The organism is Pseudomonas defluvii, from assembly GCF_001695625.1.
GTDB classification, from domain to species: Bacteria; Pseudomonadota; Gammaproteobacteria; order Pseudomonadales; family Pseudomonadaceae; genus Aquipseudomonas; species Aquipseudomonas defluvii.
Genome location: NZ_MBPN01000039.1, coordinates 13,415 through 35,817, shown reverse-complemented (window position 1 = coordinate 35,817; position 22,403 = coordinate 13,415). Strand labels below are relative to the sequence as shown.

General features: G+C 60.5%; 15 protein-coding genes. 3 read left to right on the top strand and 12 right to left on the bottom strand.

Annotation, left to right across the window (positions count from 1 at the left end; genetic code table 11):
• Positions 1–6: 6 nt before the first annotated feature.
• The 9 genes from EKA13_RS13005 to EKA13_RS12965 form a co-directional block, all read right to left on the bottom strand.
• Positions 7–696, bottom strand: a complete 690-nt coding sequence (locus EKA13_RS13005) for a hypothetical protein (RefSeq protein WP_099776497.1) — start codon at positions 694–696, stop codon at positions 7–9.
• 71 nt (positions 697–767) lie between these two features.
• Complete coding sequence (locus tag EKA13_RS13000; protein ID WP_065759802.1) at positions 768–2,318, bottom strand: formylglycine-generating enzyme family protein; 1,551 nt, start codon at positions 2,316–2,318, stop codon at positions 768–770.
• The gene (locus tag EKA13_RS12995; protein ID WP_065759801.1) at positions 2,308–3,531 is read right to left on the bottom strand and encodes an ABC transporter permease; all 1,224 of its coding nucleotides are present in this window, start codon (positions 3,529–3,531) and stop codon (positions 2,308–2,310) included. Before EKA13_RS12995 ends, EKA13_RS13000 begins: the two co-directional genes overlap by 11 nt.
• Positions 3,515–4,213 carry an ABC transporter ATP-binding protein gene (locus EKA13_RS12990; RefSeq protein WP_065759800.1) on the bottom strand — a complete coding sequence of 233 codons (699 nt, stop codon included), beginning with the start codon at positions 4,211–4,213 and terminating at the stop codon, positions 3,515–3,517. Before EKA13_RS12990 ends, EKA13_RS12995 begins: the two co-directional genes overlap by 17 nt.
• A 5-nt stretch (positions 4,214–4,218) precedes the next feature.
• Positions 4,219–6,174: a vWA domain-containing protein gene (locus tag EKA13_RS12985; RefSeq protein ID WP_065759809.1), complete on the bottom strand. Its 1,956-nt coding sequence runs from the start codon at positions 6,172–6,174 to the stop codon at positions 4,219–4,221.
• 2 nt (positions 6,175–6,176) lie between these two features.
• Positions 6,177–7,202, bottom strand: a complete 1,026-nt coding sequence (locus EKA13_RS12980) for a hypothetical protein (RefSeq protein ID WP_065759799.1) — start codon at positions 7,200–7,202, stop codon at positions 6,177–6,179.
• Between the two features lie 3 nt (positions 7,203–7,205).
• A complete protein-coding gene (locus EKA13_RS12975; RefSeq protein WP_065759798.1) occupies positions 7,206–9,914 on the bottom strand; it encodes a putative virulence factor in 2,709 nt (902 codons plus the stop codon).
• A complete protein-coding gene (locus EKA13_RS12970; RefSeq protein WP_065759797.1) occupies positions 9,911–12,991 on the bottom strand; it encodes a virulence factor SrfB in 3,081 nt (1,026 codons plus the stop codon). The genes EKA13_RS12975 and EKA13_RS12970 overlap by 4 nt, the downstream gene beginning before the upstream one ends.
• Positions 12,992–13,008: 17 nt before the next feature.
• Positions 13,009–14,451: an SrfA family protein gene (locus EKA13_RS12965; protein ID WP_065759796.1), complete on the bottom strand. Its 1,443-nt coding sequence runs from the start codon at positions 14,449–14,451 to the stop codon at positions 13,009–13,011.
• Positions 14,452–14,793: 342 nt separating this feature from the next.
• Here EKA13_RS12965 and EKA13_RS12960 point away from each other — a divergent pair, with 342 nt between their 5' ends.
• Positions 14,794–15,705 carry a hypothetical protein gene (locus EKA13_RS12960; protein ID WP_065759795.1) on the top strand — a complete coding sequence of 304 codons (912 nt, stop codon included), beginning with the start codon at positions 14,794–14,796 and terminating at the stop codon, positions 15,703–15,705.
• 26 nt (positions 15,706–15,731) lie between these two features.
• On the opposite strand, the gene EKA13_RS12955 is transcribed toward EKA13_RS12960, so the two are convergent.
• Positions 15,732–17,126 carry a NorM family multidrug efflux MATE transporter gene (locus EKA13_RS12955; protein WP_065759794.1) on the bottom strand — a complete coding sequence of 465 codons (1,395 nt, stop codon included), beginning with the start codon at positions 17,124–17,126 and terminating at the stop codon, positions 15,732–15,734.
• Positions 17,127–17,283: 157 nt separating this feature from the next.
• On the opposite strand from EKA13_RS12955, the gene EKA13_RS12950 reads away from it, so the two are divergent.
• Positions 17,284–18,228: a LysR substrate-binding domain-containing protein gene (locus tag EKA13_RS12950; RefSeq protein ID WP_065759793.1), complete on the top strand. Its 945-nt coding sequence runs from the start codon at positions 17,284–17,286 to the stop codon at positions 18,226–18,228.
• An 80-nt stretch (positions 18,229–18,308) separates the two neighbouring features.
• On the opposite strand, the gene hglS is transcribed toward EKA13_RS12950, so the two are convergent.
• Positions 18,309–19,706 carry a 2-oxoadipate dioxygenase/decarboxylase HglS gene (gene hglS / locus EKA13_RS12945; RefSeq protein WP_065759792.1) on the bottom strand — a complete coding sequence of 466 codons (1,398 nt, stop codon included), beginning with the start codon at positions 19,704–19,706 and terminating at the stop codon, positions 18,309–18,311.
• Positions 19,707–19,817: 111 nt separating this feature from the next.
• Positions 19,818–20,702: a LysR family transcriptional regulator gene (locus tag EKA13_RS12940; protein ID WP_065759791.1), complete on the bottom strand. Its 885-nt coding sequence runs from the start codon at positions 20,700–20,702 to the stop codon at positions 19,818–19,820.
• A 130-nt stretch (positions 20,703–20,832) separates the two neighbouring features.
• Between EKA13_RS12940 and amaB the strand changes: the two genes are divergently transcribed.
• Positions 20,833–22,323 carry an L-piperidine-6-carboxylate dehydrogenase gene (gene amaB / locus EKA13_RS12935; protein ID WP_065759790.1) on the top strand — a complete coding sequence of 497 codons (1,491 nt, stop codon included), beginning with the start codon at positions 20,833–20,835 and terminating at the stop codon, positions 22,321–22,323.
• Positions 22,324–22,403: the final 80 nt, after the last annotated feature.

The following is a 22,403-nucleotide window of genomic DNA, read 5'->3' as shown; positions in this document are numbered from 1 at the left end:
TGCTCCTTAGCCCAGGGTAATTGCCGAGCGCTGGCTGTAGAGGCCGTCGACCTCCTGCTGCAGGGCAACGACCTTGTTGTTCATCTTGGCAATTTCTGCCTCGACCTTCTGCACCTCAGCCTGGTTGGCGCCGCCTTCTCGCTCAAGCTTGGCGACCTTCTCAAATTCGGTGACACGGGCTTTCATGTTGTTTACGTCTTTGCGCATCAAGGCAATGTTGCTGTCGATGGCGGCAACGTCTTGCTGAGCCTTGGCCTTGTTAACCGTCTTGGCTTGAATATCGCGTTGCAGGGCGGCGATTTGTTGCTTGTCGTCGTTGATCACGCGCTGCAGAGTGTTGGTCCGCTCGGCAACCTTGGCTGTTTCCTGTTGAACATCGGTGGTCATCATCGTCAGGCGCTGGTTGGTGTCGGAGTACTGGGCACGACGCTGATCCAGGTAGTAGTTGGCGCCCATGGCCACGCCACACGCGGCAAGGCCGGCGACGATGGCGCAGGTAGCTTTGTTGCTCGAGTTCGACAGGGTGCAGGCGAGCACGCCACCGGCTGCGGCGACAGCACAGGCCTGATAGCCCGAGGTGGTGAAAAACTTGGCATCGTTGCCGGAGGTCAGCCGTGGGTCTGCGTTGCTGCTTCCACCCAACATTGAGCTACCGGTACCAGCACAACCGCTCAGCACCAGGCTGACTACTACCATCACACTGACCCAAATCCGGGAGATGCCTGCTTTATTGGTATTCACGTTCGCGTTCCTTGACTCGTTGTTGATCAGAGGGTTACGGCCTTGCAGCTGTTGAGCCAGGCTGCAGTGTCGATTTTCTGGGTTTTGAGGAATTCGGCCTGGTTAGCCCAGTGGGTACGTAGGTAAGGCATTAGCTCCTTCAGGTTCTTGTTGGCCTTGAGCGTGCCCTCCAGCACCGGCACTTGCGCTTCCAGCAGGGGCTTGCCATAGAGCGACCCGGACTCCACCAAAGAGCTGGCGTAGTAACGGCTCAGCTTGTGCAAGCGCGTGCTCTGTTCTTCGAGCTTGGTTTTGCGCATGCCGCAGGTGGGGTCTTCTTCGCCGGCCTTGCAGTTGCTGGCATAGTTCTTCTGCAGGAAGTCGAGGTACTGGCCGTCGTCGAGCATCTTGGTACAGAGGAAAGCGCCGAGGTTGAGGCTGGCGCGGATCGCCTGATCGCGAGCTTCCTGCTGTTGCTGGTTGCTCGCACGCAGCTGGTTTTCTACGGTCTTGAGCTGGTCTTTCAGGCCTTGGTCATCAACCTTCGAGGCGAGGTCTTCCAGGGCTTTCACGGTGCCTTTGTCCTTGGCGTGTCCGGTGGGTTCATCGCCGCCCAGCTTCTTCCAGCTACTCTCAATACTGCTGACGCGTTCGCGAGAGGTCATCGTGGGCGACACTAGCACCAAGCGCATGCCTGTGGTTTTGCTGGTCACCGGGCCTTCGGCGTTGTAGTACGGCTCTTCTTCACGCAGCGCCGTGCGTAGCTCGCCCTCGGCAGTCAGGTAGTTGCCTCCGCGCACCACATAGCCACCGGCCTGCCCGTGCTGGCGATCCAGTTTGTTCAAGTGAAAGGGTTCAAACATCATCTCGCTGGCGTTGCCAAGCATGTCGTGCAGGCCCAGGGGGTTTGCTTTGAGCAGCCCGCTGAGCTGCAGCTTGCCGTTCGACGACTGGGCGCCAGCAAACCATTCGTAGGCATTCAAACCCTCGGGCATCGGGTAGCGAGCATCGCGAAACTCAGCGGTACCGACCTGCAGCCCACCGCGCGCTGCGTACTCCCATTCGACCTCGGTGGGCAAGCGCAGAAAGCCCTGGGCGCCATCCTCCTTGGGCAGTTTTGCGGCAGCGTTGGCGCGCAACCAGCGGTTGTATTTATCGGTTGCTTGCAGTGCATCGAGCCAGCTCAGCGACACCTCCGGCAGGCGCAGCTTGTTCGACGGCGTCGGGCAGGTTTCGTCCGTCAATGCACGGTATTGCAACTGCGTCATTTCATACTTGGCCATCAGGTAGTAGCGCGATTTCTCACCTTTCGCGCTGGTGAAACTACCGGCGATAAAGGCGGGTCGGGTCTGCTCGACATAACCCCACTCGGCACTGTCCTGGCCAATGTTGATTGGGTAGTCGTCTAATGGTCCGGCCAGAGGGATCAGCACCTTGCGAAACACCATCGACCCTTCGCAGGGCATGGGTAGCACTACATCGTCGGTGTCGGGCATGGGGTTATAGTGTTTCTCCTCCCAGGCCGCAGCCGAGGCTTGCATCAGGCAGCCGAAACTCAGGGGCAAGAACAGTAGACGGCCGTAGGCTTTAGAGCTCACGCAGACTCTCCGCAGGTTGAATTCGAATGGCTCGCAGGGCGCCGATCATGGCGACCAGCGCGGCGACTAGGAACGCGAGGAGCAGGGCGGTCAGGCCGTGCCCAAACGTGATGTGGCAGATGAACGTGCCAGTAGCCTGGCTGCTGCCCAGCAAGTGATCGAACAGTACGCTGCCAGCAAAATAGCCAGCGAGGCCGCCGATGTAACCCACAGCGCTGAGCAGCAGTGCCTGCAGCACCACATAGCCGGCCACGGCAAGGCTGCCGAAGCCCAGCAGGCGTAATACTGCGAGGTTACGGCGTTTGCGGTCGATATTGGCCAGGAAGGCACCGACCAGCGAGGCGATGCAACCGATCAGTGCGGCACCGGCAATCACCCCAAAGATCAGACCCAACACATGGTTGATCGCCTTGACGCTATCGATCTCAGCGAGACGACTGCTGGTTTCCACATGTTGCTCGTTGAGCCAGCGCTCCAACGCTTCGACGTTGTCGATGTCTTTGGCATAGACCCTGGCCCGGGCATAACCAACCTTCACGCTGTCCAGCAGTTGGCCGCTGGTGCTGCCCAGGATCGGCACGCGATAGCCGTCACGGAAGTACTCTAGGTCGAGCAGCAGTTCGGGGCTGACAAAGGCTGCAGGGCGGGTAAAACGTGCGGGCTCCAGCACGGCCTGCACCTGCAGTGTTTGCTCGCCGCGTTCGTTGACACCGTCCAGACGGCGGGCGACGCGAAGCCGAATGTTGTCGCCGGCCTTGGCGGCCAGGCGTTCAGCTGTACGGGCACTGAGAATGACCTGGTTGCCTTGTACTGCACTCAAAGGCGTGTTGAGTAGTGGGTCGCCGGCTTGGGTGGGAATAATCTCGATGTTATCGGCAAAGCGCCCACGCTCGCCCTGCAGGTCGGCCTGGGTGTTCAGCGAGCGAGTTTGACCAATGGCAAAACCGACTTCCGGGCGCTGGCGCAAGCGTTCCAGCCAGTCGAGGTCGTAATGGCTGCTGCTGAGCATCTTCACTTCAAGGTTGCGCGGGTCGCTCAGCAGTTCCTGTTGCAGTTGGCTGACCACGCCATGCTTGAGCCCGAACAGCAGCAACAGGGGGGCGATCACCGCCATTAGCGAGGCTGCCATGCACAGCGAGACCTTGCGGTCATGCCAGAGATCGGCCACCGAAAGCTGCATCAGCAGCCCCAGCTGTTTAAACCAGGGGTTCAAAGCGTGTTTCTCCTTCCCCATTCACTGCGCACAGTCGCGGTAGGCCGAACTGATCGATCAATGCCCAGTCATGGGACACCACCAACGCGCTGAGGCCCAGCTCGTTGACCAGGCTCAGTAGCAGCTCGAACAGGCGCTGAGCATTGTGTGGGTCCAGTGCGGCGGTGGGCTCATCGGCCAATAGCAGCTGTGGCTCGTGGGCGATGGCGCGCACACAGGCCACGCGCTGGCGCTCACCGATGGACAGGGACTGCGGGTACTTGTCGAGCAACGGCTCAAGGCGCAGGACTTCAATCGCTTTCTCGACGGCACGACTGCGGCTGGAGAGGCCGAGTAGGCGCCGTGGTAACTGGATGTTGTCGCGTACCTTGAGAAACGGCAGAAGGCCACCGTTCTGCAACACGAAACCGAGCTGTCGGGAGCGTAATGCGGCCAGCGCCGGCTGCTGGTTCTCAGCCAGCAACTGGCGTACATCCACCGCCTCACGTCCAAGGCGATAGTGGTTCAGTTGCTGAGGCGCCAGGAGCAAGCCGATGGCTTCCAGCAGGGTGCTCTTGCCGCAGCCGCTCTCGCCGGTAATGGCACGAATTTCACCGTGCTCCAGATGCAGCTCATTGAGCCGCACCCGATGAGCCTGGGCGCCTTCCCCGCGCGCTACCAACAGTCCTTTGATGTCAAGCATGGGGCTCAGGGCATCATTTCGAGCGGTACCGGATAGACGTTATCGCGGCTATCACTACCGGGTGCCAGTGCAACCCAGCGGTCCACGTCGGCGTTGTAACGCTGGTAGTGGCGCAGCTTGGTACTCAGGCTGCGGATAAACTTCTCCTGAGCAAGGCCGTCCCAGCCTTTCCAGGTTTCTTCATCCAGGTTCAGCACGTCGCTGTGGTACGGCAGGTCTTCCAGGTACTCACCCAGCACGCCCAGGTCCGCAACACGGGTGTTGGCACCCTGTTTCAGTTGGTTCGGGTCGGCACCCATGGTGGCGGCTACCGAGCGCAGGCGGGTAAACATCTCGCTGGGCGAGATCATGCCTTCGTTGGCTGCGTCCAGAATCTGCTTGAGTACATCGCTCAAGTCACTGAGCTGAGCTTTGGTCAGCAGCACACGCACATCGGTGGTCGGCAGGTTCTGCTTGATCAGGTCACGGTCGCTGATCCAGGCCTGGAACACGGGTGGTGCTTTGGTTCCGGTGGTTTTACCGAGATAGGCAAGTTGCATGGCATGGCCGATCAGCGCGGCGTCTTCGAGCATTTTCTTTTCGCTCGGATCGGCTTTGGCGTTGGTTGCACTGCCAATGGCGTCTTCGCCCATGTAGGCCGACTTTACCTGTTGGGTAATGGCGGCGGCGAGGCCGTCCACCTTGCGCCCGAATGCATCCACATCGCCAGCGTTAACCGGATAGTAGAGGGAGGTGTTGGTTCCCGGGTAATTCGACAGCGCCCGGTACTGGGCCTCGGCGCTGCTGTGGTTCTTGGCACCGCTTGGGGTTTTCAGGTGCAGGGTATAGAGGGCGACACCAGGGTTGCTGGCCTCGATCTTCACCTGCTCCGCGCCCAAACCAGTACCCGACAGTTTGTCGCTACCGTCGATGGCGCCTGCGTCGGTGATCAGCACCACATAACGGGCACCGAACTGGCTCCAGTCGACCTTGTCCACCGCGTGCATGACGCCGGAGTAGGCGTCTTCGTCGAAGGTGCTGCTGGAGACCTTGGCCTGTTTCAGGTCAGCGACCTTGGCCATGAAGTCGGCACCGTCTTTGACGGTGTTGGGGTCGGCGTACATTTTACTTACGTACTCCAGGCCTGGTACCGCCTTGGTACTGGAGCGGTAAGCGACCAGGCCAAACTTGACCTGCTGACCGAGGTTTTCCTTCTCGATCTGCTCATATACGCGCTTGATCGCCTCACGGGTGCGATCAATGTATGGGTCCATGGAGATGGTCGAGTCGATGACGAACACCACCGCCGCGCTGAAGGCCTTGAGTTGGGTCTTGGCATTGCCTGGCGTATTCGCATTCGCCGCAGCGCTACTGCTGGCGTCGGCCTTGCTCACCGAGGCGACATTGAGGATTCGTGTACGGAAACCTTCCTCGGTCATCACTTCTTCGCCACTCAACACCGGCAGCAGGTAGAAGTTCTTCTGCAGGTCGATGAAGTATTCCGGCTCCTGAGCCAACACGCCGGGCGCCTCGCTGCCTTTCTTGAGCTTGGCCCGCAGTGGTGCGACATGACTGACCGGATCGGGGGCGTCCAGAATACCCTCGAGCTGATTGCGCTCCTTGAAGAACAGCAGGCGGTCGCGGTTGGCAGGGTTGGTGAAAGCCAGCGTGAGCTGCATTTTCCACTCAACAGTACACTCGCCCGGTAACCAGCCGATGCTCTTACCCTGGGTGTCGGGGCCAACCCGCAACCATTCGCGGTTGTCGACCTGAGCCCGTTCATACACGTAAAAACGGCTGAACGCGGGTTGGGCTGCGCCGCTGGAAGCACCTGCTGCGTCGCTGAGCTGGCAGCTTGGCGTGGTCAGGACGCGTTGAAACAGGGTTTTCTTACCTGCTTGCAGCAGAGGCGTGTCCGCCGCTTGCAAGGCCGGGCTGAGACTCAAGGCCAGCAAGGCAGCCGTCAATCCGCGCAGACGCATACTCATTGTTTGAGCTCCTCAAGACGCGCCTTGGCATCGGCATTGTTCTCGTCGAAGCTAAGGATGGTCTCGTACCAGTAGGCGGCAGTGGCGTTGTCAGGTGCTTTGAAGCACTCGCTGGCCTGGTGGTATTTGGGGTCATATTCGTGGGCGTAGGCTGTAGCGATCTGGACGTCGCCGCCCTGAGCGCGGTTGGCGTACAGGCGCTGGGCGACGCCGCACGTGCTGTTGGCCTTGGCGACGTTGATCACTTCCAGCAGCGCAGTGCTGTCCGGCGCCTGCTGGATGCAGCTCTGCACGAAAGCCAGTTCCGACTGGCTCTTCATGCTTTCCAGCGTGCAAGGCTGCGCGGTTACTGCGGGCTCGACCTGTGCAGGTTTCTCCGGCTCCGCAGGTTTGGGCGCGACAGGCTCCGGTTGCTGTTTGAGCCACCACCAGGCGCCTGCCGCGATAGCTGCCAGTAGTACCAATAGCAGTACCGGCAACAGCCAGCGGTTCTTTTTCGTCGGCGTTGTGGCTGCCAGAGCTGGCGCCGGGGTAACCACTTCAGGCTCTGTCAGGGGGGCGGCCTGAGCGACCGTCGTCGCCTGGGACGGCGCCTGCTCCTCTACCGGCGCAGTTGCCGGTACCTCCAGCGTGCCGCTGTTTGCGTTTGTCGGGGTGCTCCCTTGCGACAACGAATGCTGCAGGTCCTTGGCCAGCCGCAGTACGGTTTCCTCGCTCAGGCCCGAGCCCTTCAGTTCAATGCGGAACATGGCGTTGTTGCTGAGTTCCAGCAAGGGGTCGAGTAGCTCCGGCCCAATTCGGGTCTCGAAGGCTTGTGCGTCGTCTACGGTTTCCAACTGAGTAATTTGGAACCAGTAGGGGCTGCTACTCCACTGTGCTTCCTTCTGCAGGAAATGTTGGCTTTGGCTGCTTTGTACCGAAAACTCGAGGTTGTCGGTGGTTTCGCTCCAGCCACTGACTCGAACGCGCGCGTGGCCTGGAACGTTGCTGCTCAGTGACAGCACGTCAACTCTGATACCCATGGATTAACTCGCTTCAAATGTGTTCAGCAGGACGGCCAGTTGGCGTCGCTGCTCGGTGGTAATTTCGGGGTCGGCGCCACTCTTGGCGTTTTCCTGGGTAAGCCAGGCCAGCCCCGACAACCAATCCACCAAATAAAGCTGCTCTTGATGCGAGGGCTGTTCAGGCAGCACGGGCAGTTCGCCAACAGCCACCGAGCGGTAGAAACTGAACAACGGCTCGCGAGCACCCAACAGGCTGTTGGGGCGTGCGCTTACGGGTTTGCTCAGCAGGCCGAACCAGGAGATGAAGTCGCGCATTACCAACTGCACGGCCAACACCTGACGCTGCACCATCTGATCGCGGCGGGTGCCGCTTTGGGCGCGACGGGTCACGGCTTCGTCCAATTCTGTGAGGAAGCTCGGGCTACGCACGGCGCTGATCAGCTCCTCGGTGAGGCTGTCGACCACGCTTTTGTTCAACCGCAGGCTGTTGAGCAGCAGTGTGCGTGAACCGAGCTCGCGCATATGCTTGATCCAGGCTTTTAGGGCCGCCCGGGCAAAGCGTTGCTCTGAGGTGAGTCGCCGTGTCAGCGGCTTCGCTGGCGCTGCTACTGGCTCTGCGGCGGGGTTGGCAAACAGGTTGCCAAAATTGATCGCAGGGGCCTTGTTGGCCGGGGCCTTGGCGCTATGCTCCGGCTCTTGTTCTGCATCGTCGTCCAGCCCGTCGATGTCATACACACCGCCCAGGTACAGCTCGCGCAATTCGTCGACCGGCAGTTGGAGCTCATGGATCAACTCGCCCAATACATCGGGATCAGCGCCCAACTGGTTGAGGAGCATCTGCGCCTTTTCGCGCTTCTTCTCCAGCACTTTCTCAAAGTCTTCTTCACGCCAGGCGTACAGGCCGTTTTCAAGCAGCTCTGTACGGCACTCTTCCAGTTGCTCTTCGATCCGGGTGAGCTTGAAGTCGATGTTGGCAACGCCCTTGAAGCTGCTGCTGAAACGGCTGATGCCGCCATCATTGAGCTCGAGCATGGCTTTCCAGGCGGTGCCTGGGTCTTTCACGTGACGCTGCACAGAAGGGCTGGCGGCGAAGCACTGGCCCAATTGTTCCAGGCGCTGCGTATGTCGATCAGTGAATGCGGTTTCTTCGCCGGTGCCAGCGTCACGCTCGATAAAGGCCGTGTCCAGGCGAGGCTTGCGTACCAGATAGGTGTTGTTGAACGGAGTACTTGCCCAGTCCTTCATCCACTCCTGGGTGCCGAAACGCTCGATCATCGTCAGTTTCATCATGTTCTCGCAGCCTTCGGGCAGTTGCCCTTCGCTCAGGCCGAGTGTGTTGCTGATGAAACCGTCGAGCATGGTCAGGGCCCAGATCAGGCCTGGCTCACGCTGGCCGCGCTCTTTCGGCGTGCGGCCCTGGGTGCGGTGAATCCAGCGGGTGAGCACTGGACCAACACTGACCACTTCGCTTTGCTTGAACGAGCTGGTGCAGAGCACCAGGGCATTCATTTGTTGCGAGTCGGTGTAGCGCTCAAACAGGTAGGCGACCTTGCCCCGCAGGATCAGGGTCGAGGCCGGATTGACTTGCTCGACTGCATCCGGGTCGGCCGCATCCTCGATGCGCAGCAGTTTCTGCCGGGTGCGATAGCCTGGGAAGTCGAGCAAATCGACTTCCTCTACGACCGGGTCTTGCGGACGATTGATCAGACGGAAGGTCATCTCAGCAGTCAGTGCGGCGAGTTGGGCGATGCTCAGGCCCACGCTGCTCTGCAGTTTGCCGTCGCACAATGGCAACACGTTCACCGGCAGGTCGCGATTGGTGCCCAGACGCCCGAGGATATCGACGTTCATGATGCTGTTGGCTTGGGTGTAGACGCCGTTGTCGTCTTTCACCAGTACGCTCAAGGGTGCGAACACGGTCTCGGGGAAGCCCATTTTGTGCAGGCCACCGACCAGTTGTTCGTAGACCTCGGTGAGCAGGTGTTGCTCGCCCCATAGCACAGAAAACAGCTTGGCCCGCTGACGGTAGTTCAACCGTGGTGCCAATTTCATTACGCGCGGCCAGTAAAGCTCACTGAGCTTGCGCACGGACTTTTCGTAGTTGCCTTTCAGGTAGTCCCACAGGGCCACTACATCGTCGGCGGTGACCCCAGGTTGTACCTGTTCATGCTCCTGGCCTTCGAAAGCCTTGAGCACATCCTGAATGCGGGCGTCAGTGAAGGTGTAGTCGAGCTTTTCTTGGTCAAAGTCCTCGAACCAGGCGTTAGCCAGAATCTTAGCCACTTCGATTTCACTGAACAGCTTCAGTTCTACCGGAAAATTGGCATCGGGGCTTGGTTTGGCCCAGCGACTGAAGCGTGTCACAAGCCCTGTAGCCTCTTTGCCGAGGCCAGTGGGGTTTACGTGCTCGATGAAATCAAGGGTCTTGCCGCCGAAGTCGGTTTCCAGGCGGCCACGGCTGTCGGCTGCCAAGGCGGAAATCAGGTACGACTTGCCGGCCTGAGACAGGCCGAAGAAACCGATCACCATCGGTGTGCCGGCGGCGCGCTGCAGGTCTTTGGCTCGGTTGCGTGCCTGGTGCAGCCGGAGGTTGAGGGCATCGCCCTCGGCCTCTACGCTGGCGGCGTTGCCGCGCACCTGTTGAATCCACTCCAGCGCTTCGTTCGCACCTTTGTGAACGGCACCCCAGGCACCCATCAGCTGCTGTTGCTTTGGCGTTAGATTGCTCATTTTCCTTTGACGTTCCCGCTGTCGAGCCAATAGTCACTGTCACTCAGGCTCATGGTCGGCATGGTATTGAGTGAGAGCTCAAGATCCCTTTCAAAATCGAAATCGGCATCCTGGATATTCGATTGCAGCTCAGCGATGACCAGCTTGTCGCTGATCAGGCCCTGCTCCAGCAGTTGGTCCGAAGGCTCGTCCACGGCCAGACGAATGCGCAGCACCGGCGTTTCACCGCCCTTGCCGATGGCGCTTGAGAAGTTACGACTGCCCCTGGCGGTAAAACGCAGCGTGTAGAGTGGCGATGCGGACCAGCGCTCGGCGGCCAGTTGGCGGTAACCCAGGTGCATGTCGCCGCGCATTTCCAGCCACGGCGTACCGCGTTGTTCACCTTCGCCCACGATTGGCAGTTGAATGCGGCCTTTGTCGGAGGTCAGGTTGTGGTAGAGCACGTCACCGTGTTTGATAGTGCCGGCGTTATCAATCTGGCCGAAGTGCTTGATGGTCGAGTACGGTTTGAGTGCTGCCGTGCGGAAGTAGAAGTTCGGCACACTGTGCTTGGAGCACAGCAGGCAGATCATTGCTCCCACCGAGGCGGTACTTTTCGGGTCGTCGATCAGGCCGTTTTTGTGGAACGGGTACCAACCACCAGTACGGTAGTTCTGCAGTGGCAGAATGCGCCCCGGTGGCAGTGGCAAGCGCTGGCGAATGAAGGCTTGAATGCCCGGCAGGCGCGACGGGCGGCCGGTCAGCAACAGTGCGTCACAGGGGTAGTGGAAAATCACTTCGCACAGTTCGGCGAGGATCTTGGTGATGTTGATCTGGCCACCGAGGAACGCCGTATGTACCTGTTCGAGGTCAAAAGCGATAGGGGTTTTCAGCAGGTCCAGGGTGCCGTCACGGCCAACATCACGGCGCACGGCGGCATACACGTACTCCAGCACGCTGTCGTTGACAACAGCATCGCCCAGTACTTCTTGCCATGAGCGCTCAACAACCTCCACTGGGGTTTCGGGGTCGTACTGCTCGTAGGCTTTGAGCAACGCCAGACCCAGCGGCATGAACACCTGCAGGTTGAGCTGCTGACGCAGAATCCGCTCCTGGGCGCTGGCATCGCCGTTGCCGCACAGGCGCGACATCAGGGCATCCGGGGCATATACCCCGGCGTTCTGCAGCGCCTGCTTGAAACTGGGCAGGATGAACTCTTGAATGACGTCCAGGAGGATGTCGTCGCCCGCGATCTTGAATCCGTCGCGGAAGCGCTGGCTGGGCACAATGTGTACGTTACTGCCTGTGCCGCCGTTGCTGCCACGGTCCAGGTGGTAGTCGGTGATCACCAGATCCGTGGTGCCGCCACCAATGTCGATGGTGGCCAGGGTGATCTGCTCGGTTTCACTTTTGTCCGGGCGCGCCAGGGCTGCGAAAAACTCTTCCGGGTGCCCGGCGAAGTTCTCGTTGACCTCGTTGTACAGGTACACCAGTTGCCCGCAGCTGGCCTCGTCCCATTCAACGCGAATGCTCGGCAGCGGTGTGAGCGGCTTGACCGACTTGTCCTTGAACGGGTTGCTCTCGCCCTCATGCCAGCCAAGGCTCTTCCACACCAGGCCGACGGCCTCGTTCATACGGTTGTTGAGGATGCTGCGTTCGGCCTGCGGCATGCCTGGCGGTACGGTGAGGGTGATGCTATTGAGCTGGCGCGGTACCCGCGCATGGCCCTGGCGTGAACGCTGGGCCGGGCTGTTGATCTGCGACAGCGCCTGGGTGACCACCTCGGCCAGCATGAACGTCATCAGGCTGCTGCGGGAATAGCGCGGTGTGAACACCGGCATGTCGTTCTTTGGCGGCAGGTACAGCGCCTGGCCGAGGTCATTGATCAAGTGCGAGAAAGGTGCGGCGGTCGCCAGCGGCTCCTTGTCGGTTTTGACATACGAAGCGTTGAAGCGCCAGCCATGACCATAGGCCTTCTCATCCCACAGGTAACGTTTCGGGCTGGACAGGCCGGTGGAACCTTCGGTGCCGCGACGGCGGCTGGCCAAGCGTCCGGCCTCGCCGCCGACACGGGCAATCGTGGCCCACTGGAAGGCATTGTGACGGCCGCTCTTGACCGAGAAATGGTCCTTGCCGAAATAGGCCTGGGCAAATTCGACGCGGCTCTCAAAGGCCTGGTTGTAGATCTTCTCGGGCTCACTGAGGTCGCGCAGCTCCAGCACATAGTTGTGCTTCATGCCCGAACCCGACTGGCCATGATCTTCGATCAGAATGCCGCAGGTGCGTGAGTTGCCGACGTCCAGCACCAGGTCCACCGGAATCGGGCGCACAACGCCCAAGGCGTCATTGGCGACGACCTTGATCTCGGGGATTTCGACCTTGGGCTTTTCTGTGCTCTGCTCTGCAGGTGTCGGGCGGCGCAGCAGGCTTAGCAGGTTCAGGTAATGCCCGAGGTGGCGGTTGCCCTTGAGGTCTTTGTCCAGGCGCTCGCGGGTCCAGTCTGCACGGGCTTCGGCATACAGCTCACTGAGCCACTCGCGGATCCAGCTGTGAGTCAGGAACCAGCCGTACTCGCGGGCGCTGCAGGCGATCTTGAAGGCCACACCAGAGCGCACGTCTTCTTCGTTTGGCGCCAGGTAGGCGGTGCCGCTGACGGACGGCATGATACGGCTGTCAAAGGCCAGCGTGAGACGGTGCGTATTGCCGTCAATATCGGGCTCGGCCAGTTTGATCAGGCGCATCCGCGACCAGTTGTTCGGCCCCTCGTCGAAGCGATAGGGCGGCATGAAGCGCAGAAACGGAATGGGCAGCCAGATGCCGTCAAACAGCTTCAGGCTTTCTTCCATGCTCAGTCGGAAGTGGTTGTCTTCGCTGGAGTCGAACTCTACCGGCACGACTTTGTCGGGCTCCGGTTCGTAGAAATCCTTGTATTCCTTGGACCACAACAGGCGCGTAGGTACCAGACCGTTGTTGAGCTGCACGAATTTGCCGGCTTGCTCGCCATCTGGGCCCAGGCGCAGGGCGAAGTCCATAAACTGAATGCCGGTATCGCTGATCAGCGTGACCGTTTCTTCGAACTGGGTGATTTCAGGCAACATCTTCTGCGCTTCTCGTGTTATTGGCCGGCTTGCTTCATCAGCATCGGGAACGCTTCGGTGCCGTAGCTACCGCTGCAGTCGGCGATGTGCTGGGCGCCTGGTTTGCAGTTCACTTGGGGCAGGTCATAGCTGCTGCCATCGGCACAGGCGGCCTGACCATCGCTATTGATCGACAGATTGCCGCCGTTCATTGCCGCGACCACCGGAGCGCTGCAACGCACGCCGTCAGAGCGGCTGACCGTGGCGTTACCTTTGCCGTCCTGGAAGTCATACTTCAGACGCAGCGGCTTACCGGTGCCGACTTCCTGGATGCCGGCACCGCTCCAGTCGCCGTTGAGGAAGTTGGCCGTACCGTCTGCGGCATCTGCAGGAATACTCAGTAGCGGCGAAGGCTGGGTGCCTTCCGCAAGCGCCGGTAGTTGTGTCGATGGGGCGTTGGCGGGTGCCCCTGCGTTTGCGGGCGGCGTTTGTGCCGCACTGGCAGGTGCCTCGTCCGGCGCTGCTGGTGGCGCAGTGGTGGGCTCCGGCGCGGTGTTGGCGGCGGAGCCTGTACCGGCACCTTCATTGGCTGGTGCAGCTACGCTGCCTGGCGCGGTATTTGGCATGCCCACTGTGCTGCCAGAAACGTTCAGCCCGTTACCCGCTGAGACTGCGCCGCCGGGCAGGGTGACGCCGGGTTGCCCATTCAAGGAGGGCACATTCATAGACGGTACTTCAACCTGCGGCATACCTGGCAAGCCTGGCAGCGCAGCGTTGGGCAGGCAGCCACGCAGGCCAAACAGCAGTAACAGCAGGAGCAACAGCAACAACGGCAGTAACCACCACCAGCGGCGCCACCAGGATGGCTTGGTTGCCTGGCTGAGCAATGGTGCTGCGGCGGGTGCCGCCAGCGGTGCGACCGGTGCTGGTGGTGCCGGCTCGGCAACTTTGGCTGTGCTTGGGTAGAGGCAATGCAGTGGCTGGCGGCTGCGCTCGGCACCCGCGTGGACGAAGCCCCAGAACGTCAGGACTGGCCGACCATCAACCAGGTACACGAAATTCTCGTCGGGAAATGGCACCACGCAGGTCAGCAGCTTGCCGAACACCGTCCGATCACCCTGAGCGCCTGGCTTGCTGCCGGGAAGCGGCTGACCGTCGGCATCAAGGCCCAGCAGGTCATTGCTGAGCTCATCGATCTTGCGTTGCAGCACTTCCAGTTGAGCACGGGCGGGTGCCCGTTCTTCTTCGGTTGCGCTGCTCCAGGGGATTACATCACCCGGCCGATCGCTGTACCAATCGATGGTACTGCCGCGCTCGTCGGTTTGCGGAATGGCGAGGTGCTCGACCAGTTCAGGTTGGTCGGGGTTCTTGCGGCGGATAGCCTCGCGCAATTGCAGCGCTGCCCGGTACACCGGTTGGCCTGTTTCTCCTAGTGCGGTGAAATCTTCACTTTTGCCGCTACGTAGCAGTACTCCGCGCATCATCCCTACCTTGATCACTCATCCATAAGTATTTGAGTGCCCCATTGATGGCACTCAAAAAGTGCAGCCACACTAACGGCAAACTCGACACGCCGTCAATTCAAATGGGTGGCAAAGTGCTATTGGCTTGTCTAATGGGTGATTTCACGCTGGAGGGCACGTTTTTCGCGGCCTGGCGCATCCCAGCAGTGTGCTAGCGTGATCGTGTGGCGTGGATCGCCGCGGTCCATAAGTGCCTGTAGACTGCCCGGCATACCCTCTGGTTGACGGTTACGGTTTTCCGATTGTCAGGTCGTCTGTAGATGGCCTTTTCATTGATGCAGCATTAAAAAGGGATAGACGATGAGTCTCTGGGATGAGCTGAAGCAAAAAGCTGTCAACGCCAACCCTGAATTGGCCGCCAAGGCTGCTCAGGCACTGAACAAAGCCAAGGACCTCGCCGTTGAAGCAGGGCAGAAGGCCGCGCCGGTGCTGAAAGAAGCCGGTGAAAAGGCTGCGGCCTATGCTCAGGAAAAAACACCGGTGCTGAAGGCTCAAGCACTCAAGGCCATTGATGATGCCAAGGTTCGGCGCGCCGAACTTCAGGAGCAGGCCAAGCACGACAAAGCCGCCCGCGATGAAATGATCCGGACCATGTACGACATCAGCCTGTCACCCGAAGATGTGAACTTCATCGACGAACCGTTCAACCACTATGGGCGCCAGTTCTACTTCTTCGTCGTGACCGGGCAGGTACTGGACACCCAGAAGCGTAACCAGGTGCACTTGGCCGCTGGCCACTCGCATCACTCCAGCGGTGGTTATCTCATTAATGGCTACGGCTCGACCGGGAGTAGCTCGTCATCGTCCTACGTCAGCAGCCGCAACGTACAAGAGCACGAGTTCTGGGTGAAGTTGCGCGATGGAAAAGAGGCCTGCTTCCAGTTCGCTGACAAGGCCGTGCGGATACGCGAAGGCCAGGACATTACCATGCTGTTTGTTCGAGCGGCGCAGAGCCAGACCGGGGAAATGGTTGCGCTCTACAACCACAGCTCCGCTGAAAATTTCATCATTGCTGCCCCGGCGGAGATCAATCAGATGTTCAACATCTATACGGTTGAGCCCGGTTTCTTCAACAAGAGCGAAGTACTGAGCACGCGTAATCGGCTGCTGATGGAGCTAGAGCGGCGCCTGCAGCAACTGTGCACTTATTCGGCCATACATGGCAAAGCGGCAATTCAGGCCCAGGCGATTGAAGGCGAGCACGAAGCCTGAGTATTGCCCTGCATGAGGTTGCCTGTTTATACAGCGCCTGCACCACTGGCAAGTCGGGTTTCCACTGGTACCCCCAGCATGCGTTTCATCCGCCACTCGAATGCCAGGGTCAGGCAGATTGCGGCGCATGCCAACCCCAATGCCAGGCCCCACCAGACACCGACGGCTCCGCCGTCGAGCGGGAAAGCGAAAACCCAGGCGGCAGGTGCACCAATCAGCCAATAGCAGACAAAGCCAATCAGGAAGGTGGTCTTGGCGTCCTTCAGGCCGCGGATTGAGCCCATGGCAATGGTCTGGGTGCCATCGAACAGCTCGAACCAGGCGGCAACCATCAGCAGGCTGACCGCCAATTGAATGACTTCAGCGAACGCCGGATCACCCTGGTCGAGGAACAGCCCGACCAAGGCTTCTGGCAGCAGCCAGAACAACACCGCAAACGCCAGCATCAGCGAGGCGCCAAACCCGATCCCGACTCGCCCGGCAAGCCGCGCAGCACGCAGGTTATCGGCACCAAAATGCAGGCCGACCCGCATGGTCACGGCATAGGACAGCCCTGCCGGGATCATGAACGCTGTTGAAACGATCTGCAGGGCAATCTGGTGTGCTGCCAGCTCGGTACTGCCCATGGTGCCCATGCACAGCGCCGCAAAGGCGAACAGCCCGACTTCTACCGTGTAGGTGCCGCCAATCGGCAGGCCAAGCCGCCACAACTCGCTCAAGGCAGGCCAGGATGGTCGGCTCAAGCGGTGGCGGATGGCATAGGCGTCATAGGCCGGGTGCCAATGAATATGCAGGGCCAGCGCCACCGCCATGCCGGTGGCGACGATGGCCGTGACCAGCCCGATCCCTACCAGCCCGAGTTTTGGCAGGCCGAACAGGCCTTCGATCAGCGCATAGTTGAGCAGGAAGTTGAGCACGGTGCCGACCAGGCTGATGACCATCACCGGCGCTGAACGCCCCAACGCACTGGTGAAACCCCGCAAGGCCATAAAGGTCAGGTAGCCGGGCAGGGCGAAGGGCAACAACAGCAGGAACTGGCTGGCGGCCTCGACGTTGTCGGGTGTCTGGCCAAGCAGCAACAGCACCGGCGACAGGTTCCACAGCACCAATGCGGCAACCAGTGCCATCACCCAACCCAGCCACAAGCCCGCCTGGGTCAGACGCGTGGCACCTTCGGTATCGCCAGCACCCTTGCGAATGGCAACTAACGTGCCGACAGCGGCAATCACCCCCAGGCAGAAAATCGACACGAAGGAATAGCTCGCGGCACCCAGCCCACCCCCGGCCAAGGCCTGCGGGCTGATCCTGGCCATCATCAGGGTGTCGGTCAGCAGCATCAGCATGTGTGCCAACTGAGAGGCGATCAGCGGCCCGGCCAGGCGCAGCAACGCCTTGAGTTCTTTAGATGGCACGGCTTGCATGATGATCGTCCTGTTCTCGGGCAAGGTAAGGTGAAGCCGTTGATTCTCGGGCTTTGGACGATGCTGCACAAAAGGATAATAACGATCATTGGCATGATTAAAACTCATGCGAGTAAGATCGCTCATCACGTATCGGGGTGTTGTCGGGAGCAGGGTCATGTCACGTCGTTTACCGCCGCTGTATGCACTACGGGCATTCGAGGCAGCCGCCCGGCATAGCTCGTTCACCCGGGCGGCACAGGAACTCTCTATCACCCAGAGTGCCGTCAGCCGGCACATTCGTACGCTGGAGGATCACTTCGCTTGTCGACTGTTTTTACGTAATGGCCGAACGTTGCAGCTGAGTGAAGCCGCCCGCTTGTTGTTGCCCGGCGTGCGTGAGGGTTTCGCTGCACTGGAGCGGGCTTGCAACACGCTGCGCAGTGAAGACGACATCCTGCGCATGAAAGCGCCATCAACCCTCACCATGCGTTGGCTACTGGCCCGTCTGAGCCGCTTCCGCCATTTACAGCCCGGCAACGAGGTGCAACTGACCAGCGCCTGGATGGATGTCGATCATGTGGATTTCAATCAGGAGCCGTTCGATTGTGCGGTGCTGTTGAGTGATGGTCATTTTCCCCCGGACTGGGAGGTCAACCGTCTGTTCTCCGAGCTGCTGGTACCGGTCGGTTCGCCAGAGCTGCTCAATGACGGCCCTTGGGACGCTGAACGGCTGGCCTCGGTCGAGCTGTTGCACCCGACCCCGGACAAACGCGACTGGCGCAGTTGGCTGGCCTGCATGCACCTCACCGAGCAGATCTCGCTCAAGGGCGGTCAGGTGTTCGACACGCTGGAGTTGGGCATGATCGCTGCGGCGCGTGGTTATGGCGTATCGATGGGCGACCTGCTGATGGTGGCCGAGGATGTGGCCCAAGGGCGTTTGAGCCTGCCCTGGCCGACGGCGGTGGCCAGTGGTCTGGATTACTACCTGGTATGGCCGAAGACCCGTCCCGGTAGCGAGCGGCTGCGGCGGCTCAGCGACTTTCTGCAACATGAAGCCCAGGTCATGAACCTGCCGGATGTGCAGGTACTGAATGCGCTTGAGGCCACGCATCCAGGCTGACCCGCATCGCTGGCAAGCCTGCCCCCACGAAGGGTGCACGTAGGCGATCTTCGTGGGGGTAGGCAAAGCCGCTCAGCGGTTTACAACGAGGCCAGGTTCAACGCCTCGGCGCAGGCTTGCAGCGAGCGACGCTCACTCTGCGCGTACAGCGCCAATTCATCCTGGACCGACTTGCCCAGTGCCTGCTCGAACGCCTCGCGGTTGGCGTTGCTGCCGTACTGGCTATGGCTGTCATCACCCAGGTTGGACTGGAAGATGCCTGCGGCACTGACCGGCAGGAAGTCCTCGTAGACCAGCGCTTCAAAGTGAATGTGCCCAGCGTCGATCAACGCGTCCAGCGAGGTCGGTCGTTGCGCGGCATCACGTGCGGCCATGCCCTTTTCAGTCGGGAAGTAGCGGAAGTAGGCCAGGCCTTGTTGACGCATTTGCCCTAGGTCGTCCGGGAAGGCCTGGAACTGCTCAGCCAACAGGCTCATGTAGCGCTCAGCGTTCGCTTCTGCGGGGACACCACCCAGGCTTTCGCGTGTGGCATCGAGCAGGCGGTCATACAGTGCGCGCCCTTTGGGCGTCAGTGCGGCGCCGCGTTGTTCAATCTCACCGAAGCGGGCGGTATGGCTGCCTCCTGCCGTGGCGTCCTGGTCACTGAAGGCAACCTGCTCCTGAAGTGCCTTGAAGCTGGTCTGGCGCAGCAGGATCGGGCAACGCCGGCGTGGTGGGCCTTCGATGACTGCCTTGGGTGGAATGCCCTTGGCCGGCATGCCGACCTGAATGGCGTCGATGTCCAGTGTGCGCGGCGTCAGGTGGTTGATGTGCGGGCCTTTGAAGGCCACCACATCAGCGATCAAACGGTGTTGATCATGCAACTGACGGTACTGCTCGGCGGTGACCGTGGCGGTGTTGTGCCAACGGAAGGTATGCAGCGCCTGCTCGACGAACTCACGGGCATCGACGTCGTTCAGGCCGCCATCACGCTCGAACTGCTCGATCAGGCTCAGCGCCCGCGGGGTGAAGATCTGCCGTTTGGCGAGGATGCCACGGGCCAGTTCGCGCAACTGCGGGTTGTCGATCAGTTCCAGGCGCAGCAGCGAGGTAAAGACGCGGAACGGGCTGATATGCAGCGACTGTTCGTGGACGGCCCGAAAGGCTGTGGAATGCACCGGCACACCGGCAGGGCTGAGGTCGTAGTAGCCCACCGGCTGCATGCCCATGACTGCGAACAGGCGACCAATGGTAGCCAGCTCTTCAGCCGTGCCCACGCGGATGGCGCCGTGGCGCTCCTGGTCGAGGCGTTCGATTTCGCCGGTCCAGCGCAGGGCTTCGGCGATGTCGGGATGCTGTTGCATCACCTGGTGATTGGTCTCGCTCACCAACTCCAGCAGTGTGCCGTACAGCGGCACCTCCTGTTTGTACATCTGCGACATGGCGGCCGAGAACTGTGCGCGAATACTATCCGGGCTGACGAAATCTTGAGCGGTCATCGAAAGCTTCCTGGTGAAAAGTGCAGGCTTACATGAAAGCGAGGAATGCTGTTCCGACACAAGCGAAAAAAAGTCGAGCCATCATTCCTGAAATTCAGAAAGCGTCGGCGCTCACACGTGTTCGCGAATCCACTCCACCAGGCTGCGTACCTTGGGCACTTCTGCAGCATGTTCGGAGAACGCCAGGAAATACGCGCCGTTGCTTTTCATCGCGTGCTGCCAAGGAACGACCAGCTTGCCTTCGGCCAGCTCTTGAGCCACCAGATAGCGTGGCACCAACGCCACGCCACAACCGGCCTGGGCGGCACTCAGGCACATGTAGAACGTGTCAAAGCGCGGCCCGTGATAGCTGTTCGCCGAATGCAGGTCCTGTTCAAGGAACCACTCGTGCCAGGCTTCGGGGCGCGAAGTGGCTTGCAGCAGCACCAGGTCGGCCACTTCACTGGCATCGTTCAGGGTGCGCCCTTGCAACAGCTCCGGCGAGCAGACCGGCACCATCTCTTCGCCGAACAGTTCGATGCAGGTTGCGCCGGGCCATGTGCCCTGGCCAAAGAAAAACACCACATCGGCATTACCCTGGAGCAGGGCGAAGGGCTCCATCTCGTTGCGGATATCCAGGTGAATGTTCGGGTGGCGTTTGCCGAAGCCCTTCAGGTTCGGGATCAGCCAGCGCACGCCGAAACTTGGCTGGGTGGCGACCTTGAGCACCTCGGTCTGTTCGCCATAGGAGAGGATGTAGCGGCTCGACATGTCGACCTGGGTGAGGATCTTGTTCACTTCGGCCAGGTACAGCGCGCCGGCCGGCGTCAATTGCAGACGTCGCCGTATACGCAGGAACAGGTGATGGCGCAGCATGTCCTCCAACTGCGCCACCTGTTTGCTGACGGCGCTTTGGGTCAGGTGCAGCTCTTCGGCCGCGCGGGTAAAGCTCAAATGACGGGCGGCAGCTTCGAAGCATTGCAGGGCGGCCATCGAGGGCACGAGGCGTTTGGACATGGTGTTCTCGTTAATCATTACCTGGCGGAATGATGTGCTGAGTAAAGGTCGTTTGTTGTGCCAGAGTAATCGGATTAATACTGACCTCCGTCATTGAAATCAACTACTCATCGTATGCAGGAGAACAAAAATGGTTGATGGACTGCTTGATCGCCTGGGTGTACCGGCCAGTGCCTACACCAACGGCAACCATCCCATTCACACCCCCATCGATGGCAGCGTCATTGCCTCGGTCCACCTGGAGAGCAAAGCCCAGGTCGTGGGCAAGATCGACCAGGCTGAAAAAGCCTTCCAGGCCTGGCGCAATGTCCCAGCGCCACGCCGTGGCGAGTTGATTCGTCTGTTCGGCGAAGTGCTGCGTGAGCACAAGGCGCAGCTCGGCGAACTGGTGTCTGTCGAAGCGGGCAAGATCACCCAGGAAGGTCTGGGTGAAGTACAGGAAATGATCGACATCTGCGACTTCGCTGTTGGCCTGTCGCGTCAGCTGTACGGTTTGACCATCGCATCCGAACGCCCAGGCCACCACATGCGTGAAACCTGGCACCCGCTGGGTGTGGTCGGCGTGATCAGCGCGTTCAACTTCCCGGTTGCAGTCTGGGCGTGGAACACCGCGCTGGCCCTGGTCTGCGGTAACGCCGTAGTCTGGAAACCGTCGGAGAAGACGCCGCTGACGGCCCTGGCTTGCCAGGCCCTGTTCGAGAAAGCCCTGAAAGCCTTCGGCGATGCACCGGAAGGCCTCAGCCAGTTGATCGTCGGTGACCGTGAAGCGGGCCAGGTACTGGTCGACGACCCACGCGTACCCTTGGTCAGCGCTACCGGCAGCACCCGCATGGGCCGCGAAGTCGGCCCACGTGTGGCCGCACGCTTCGGTCGCAGCATCCTCGAACTGGGCGGCAACAACGCCATGATCCTGGCACCAAGCGCCGACCTGGACCTGGCTGTGCGCGGCATCCTGTTCAGTGCCGTTGGTACTGCTGGCCAGCGTTGCACCACCCTGCGCCGCCTGATTGTGCACCGCTCGATCAAGGACGAGGTGGTCGCACGCGTCAAAGCTGCCTACGGCAAGGTACGTATCGGTGACCCACGCAAGGACAACCTGGTCGGCCCACTGATCGACAAGCAATCCTTCCAGGCCATGCAGGACGCCCTGGCCCGTGCCCGCGACGAAGGCGGCACGGTATTTGGCGGCGAGCGCCAACTGCAGCAGGACTACCCGAACGCCTACTACGTGGCCCCGGCAATTGTCGAAATGCCAGCCCAGAGTGAAGTCGTGCGTCACGAAACGTTTGCGCCGATTCTGTACGTGCTGGCCTACGACGAGTTCGAAGAAGCCCTGCGCCTGAACAACGAAGTGCCACAAGGCCTGTCCTCGTGCATCTTCACCACCGACCTGCGTGAAGCCGAGCGCTTCCAGAGTGCAGCCGGCAGTGACTGCGGCATCGCCAACGTCAACATCGGCACCAGCGGTGCAGAGATCGGTGGCGCTTTCGGTGGCGAAAAGGAAACGGGCGGTGGCCGTGAGTCGGGCTCCGATTCCTGGAAGGCCTACATGCGTCGTCAGACCAACACCGTGAACTACTCGCGTGAGCTTCCGCTGGCGCAGGGTATTGTGTTCGACTGATAGCCACTCAGGCCCCCATCGCCGGTAACGCCAGCCTCTAATGGGCGCAGGCCTTGCCGGCGATGGGGTTTCCACCGACT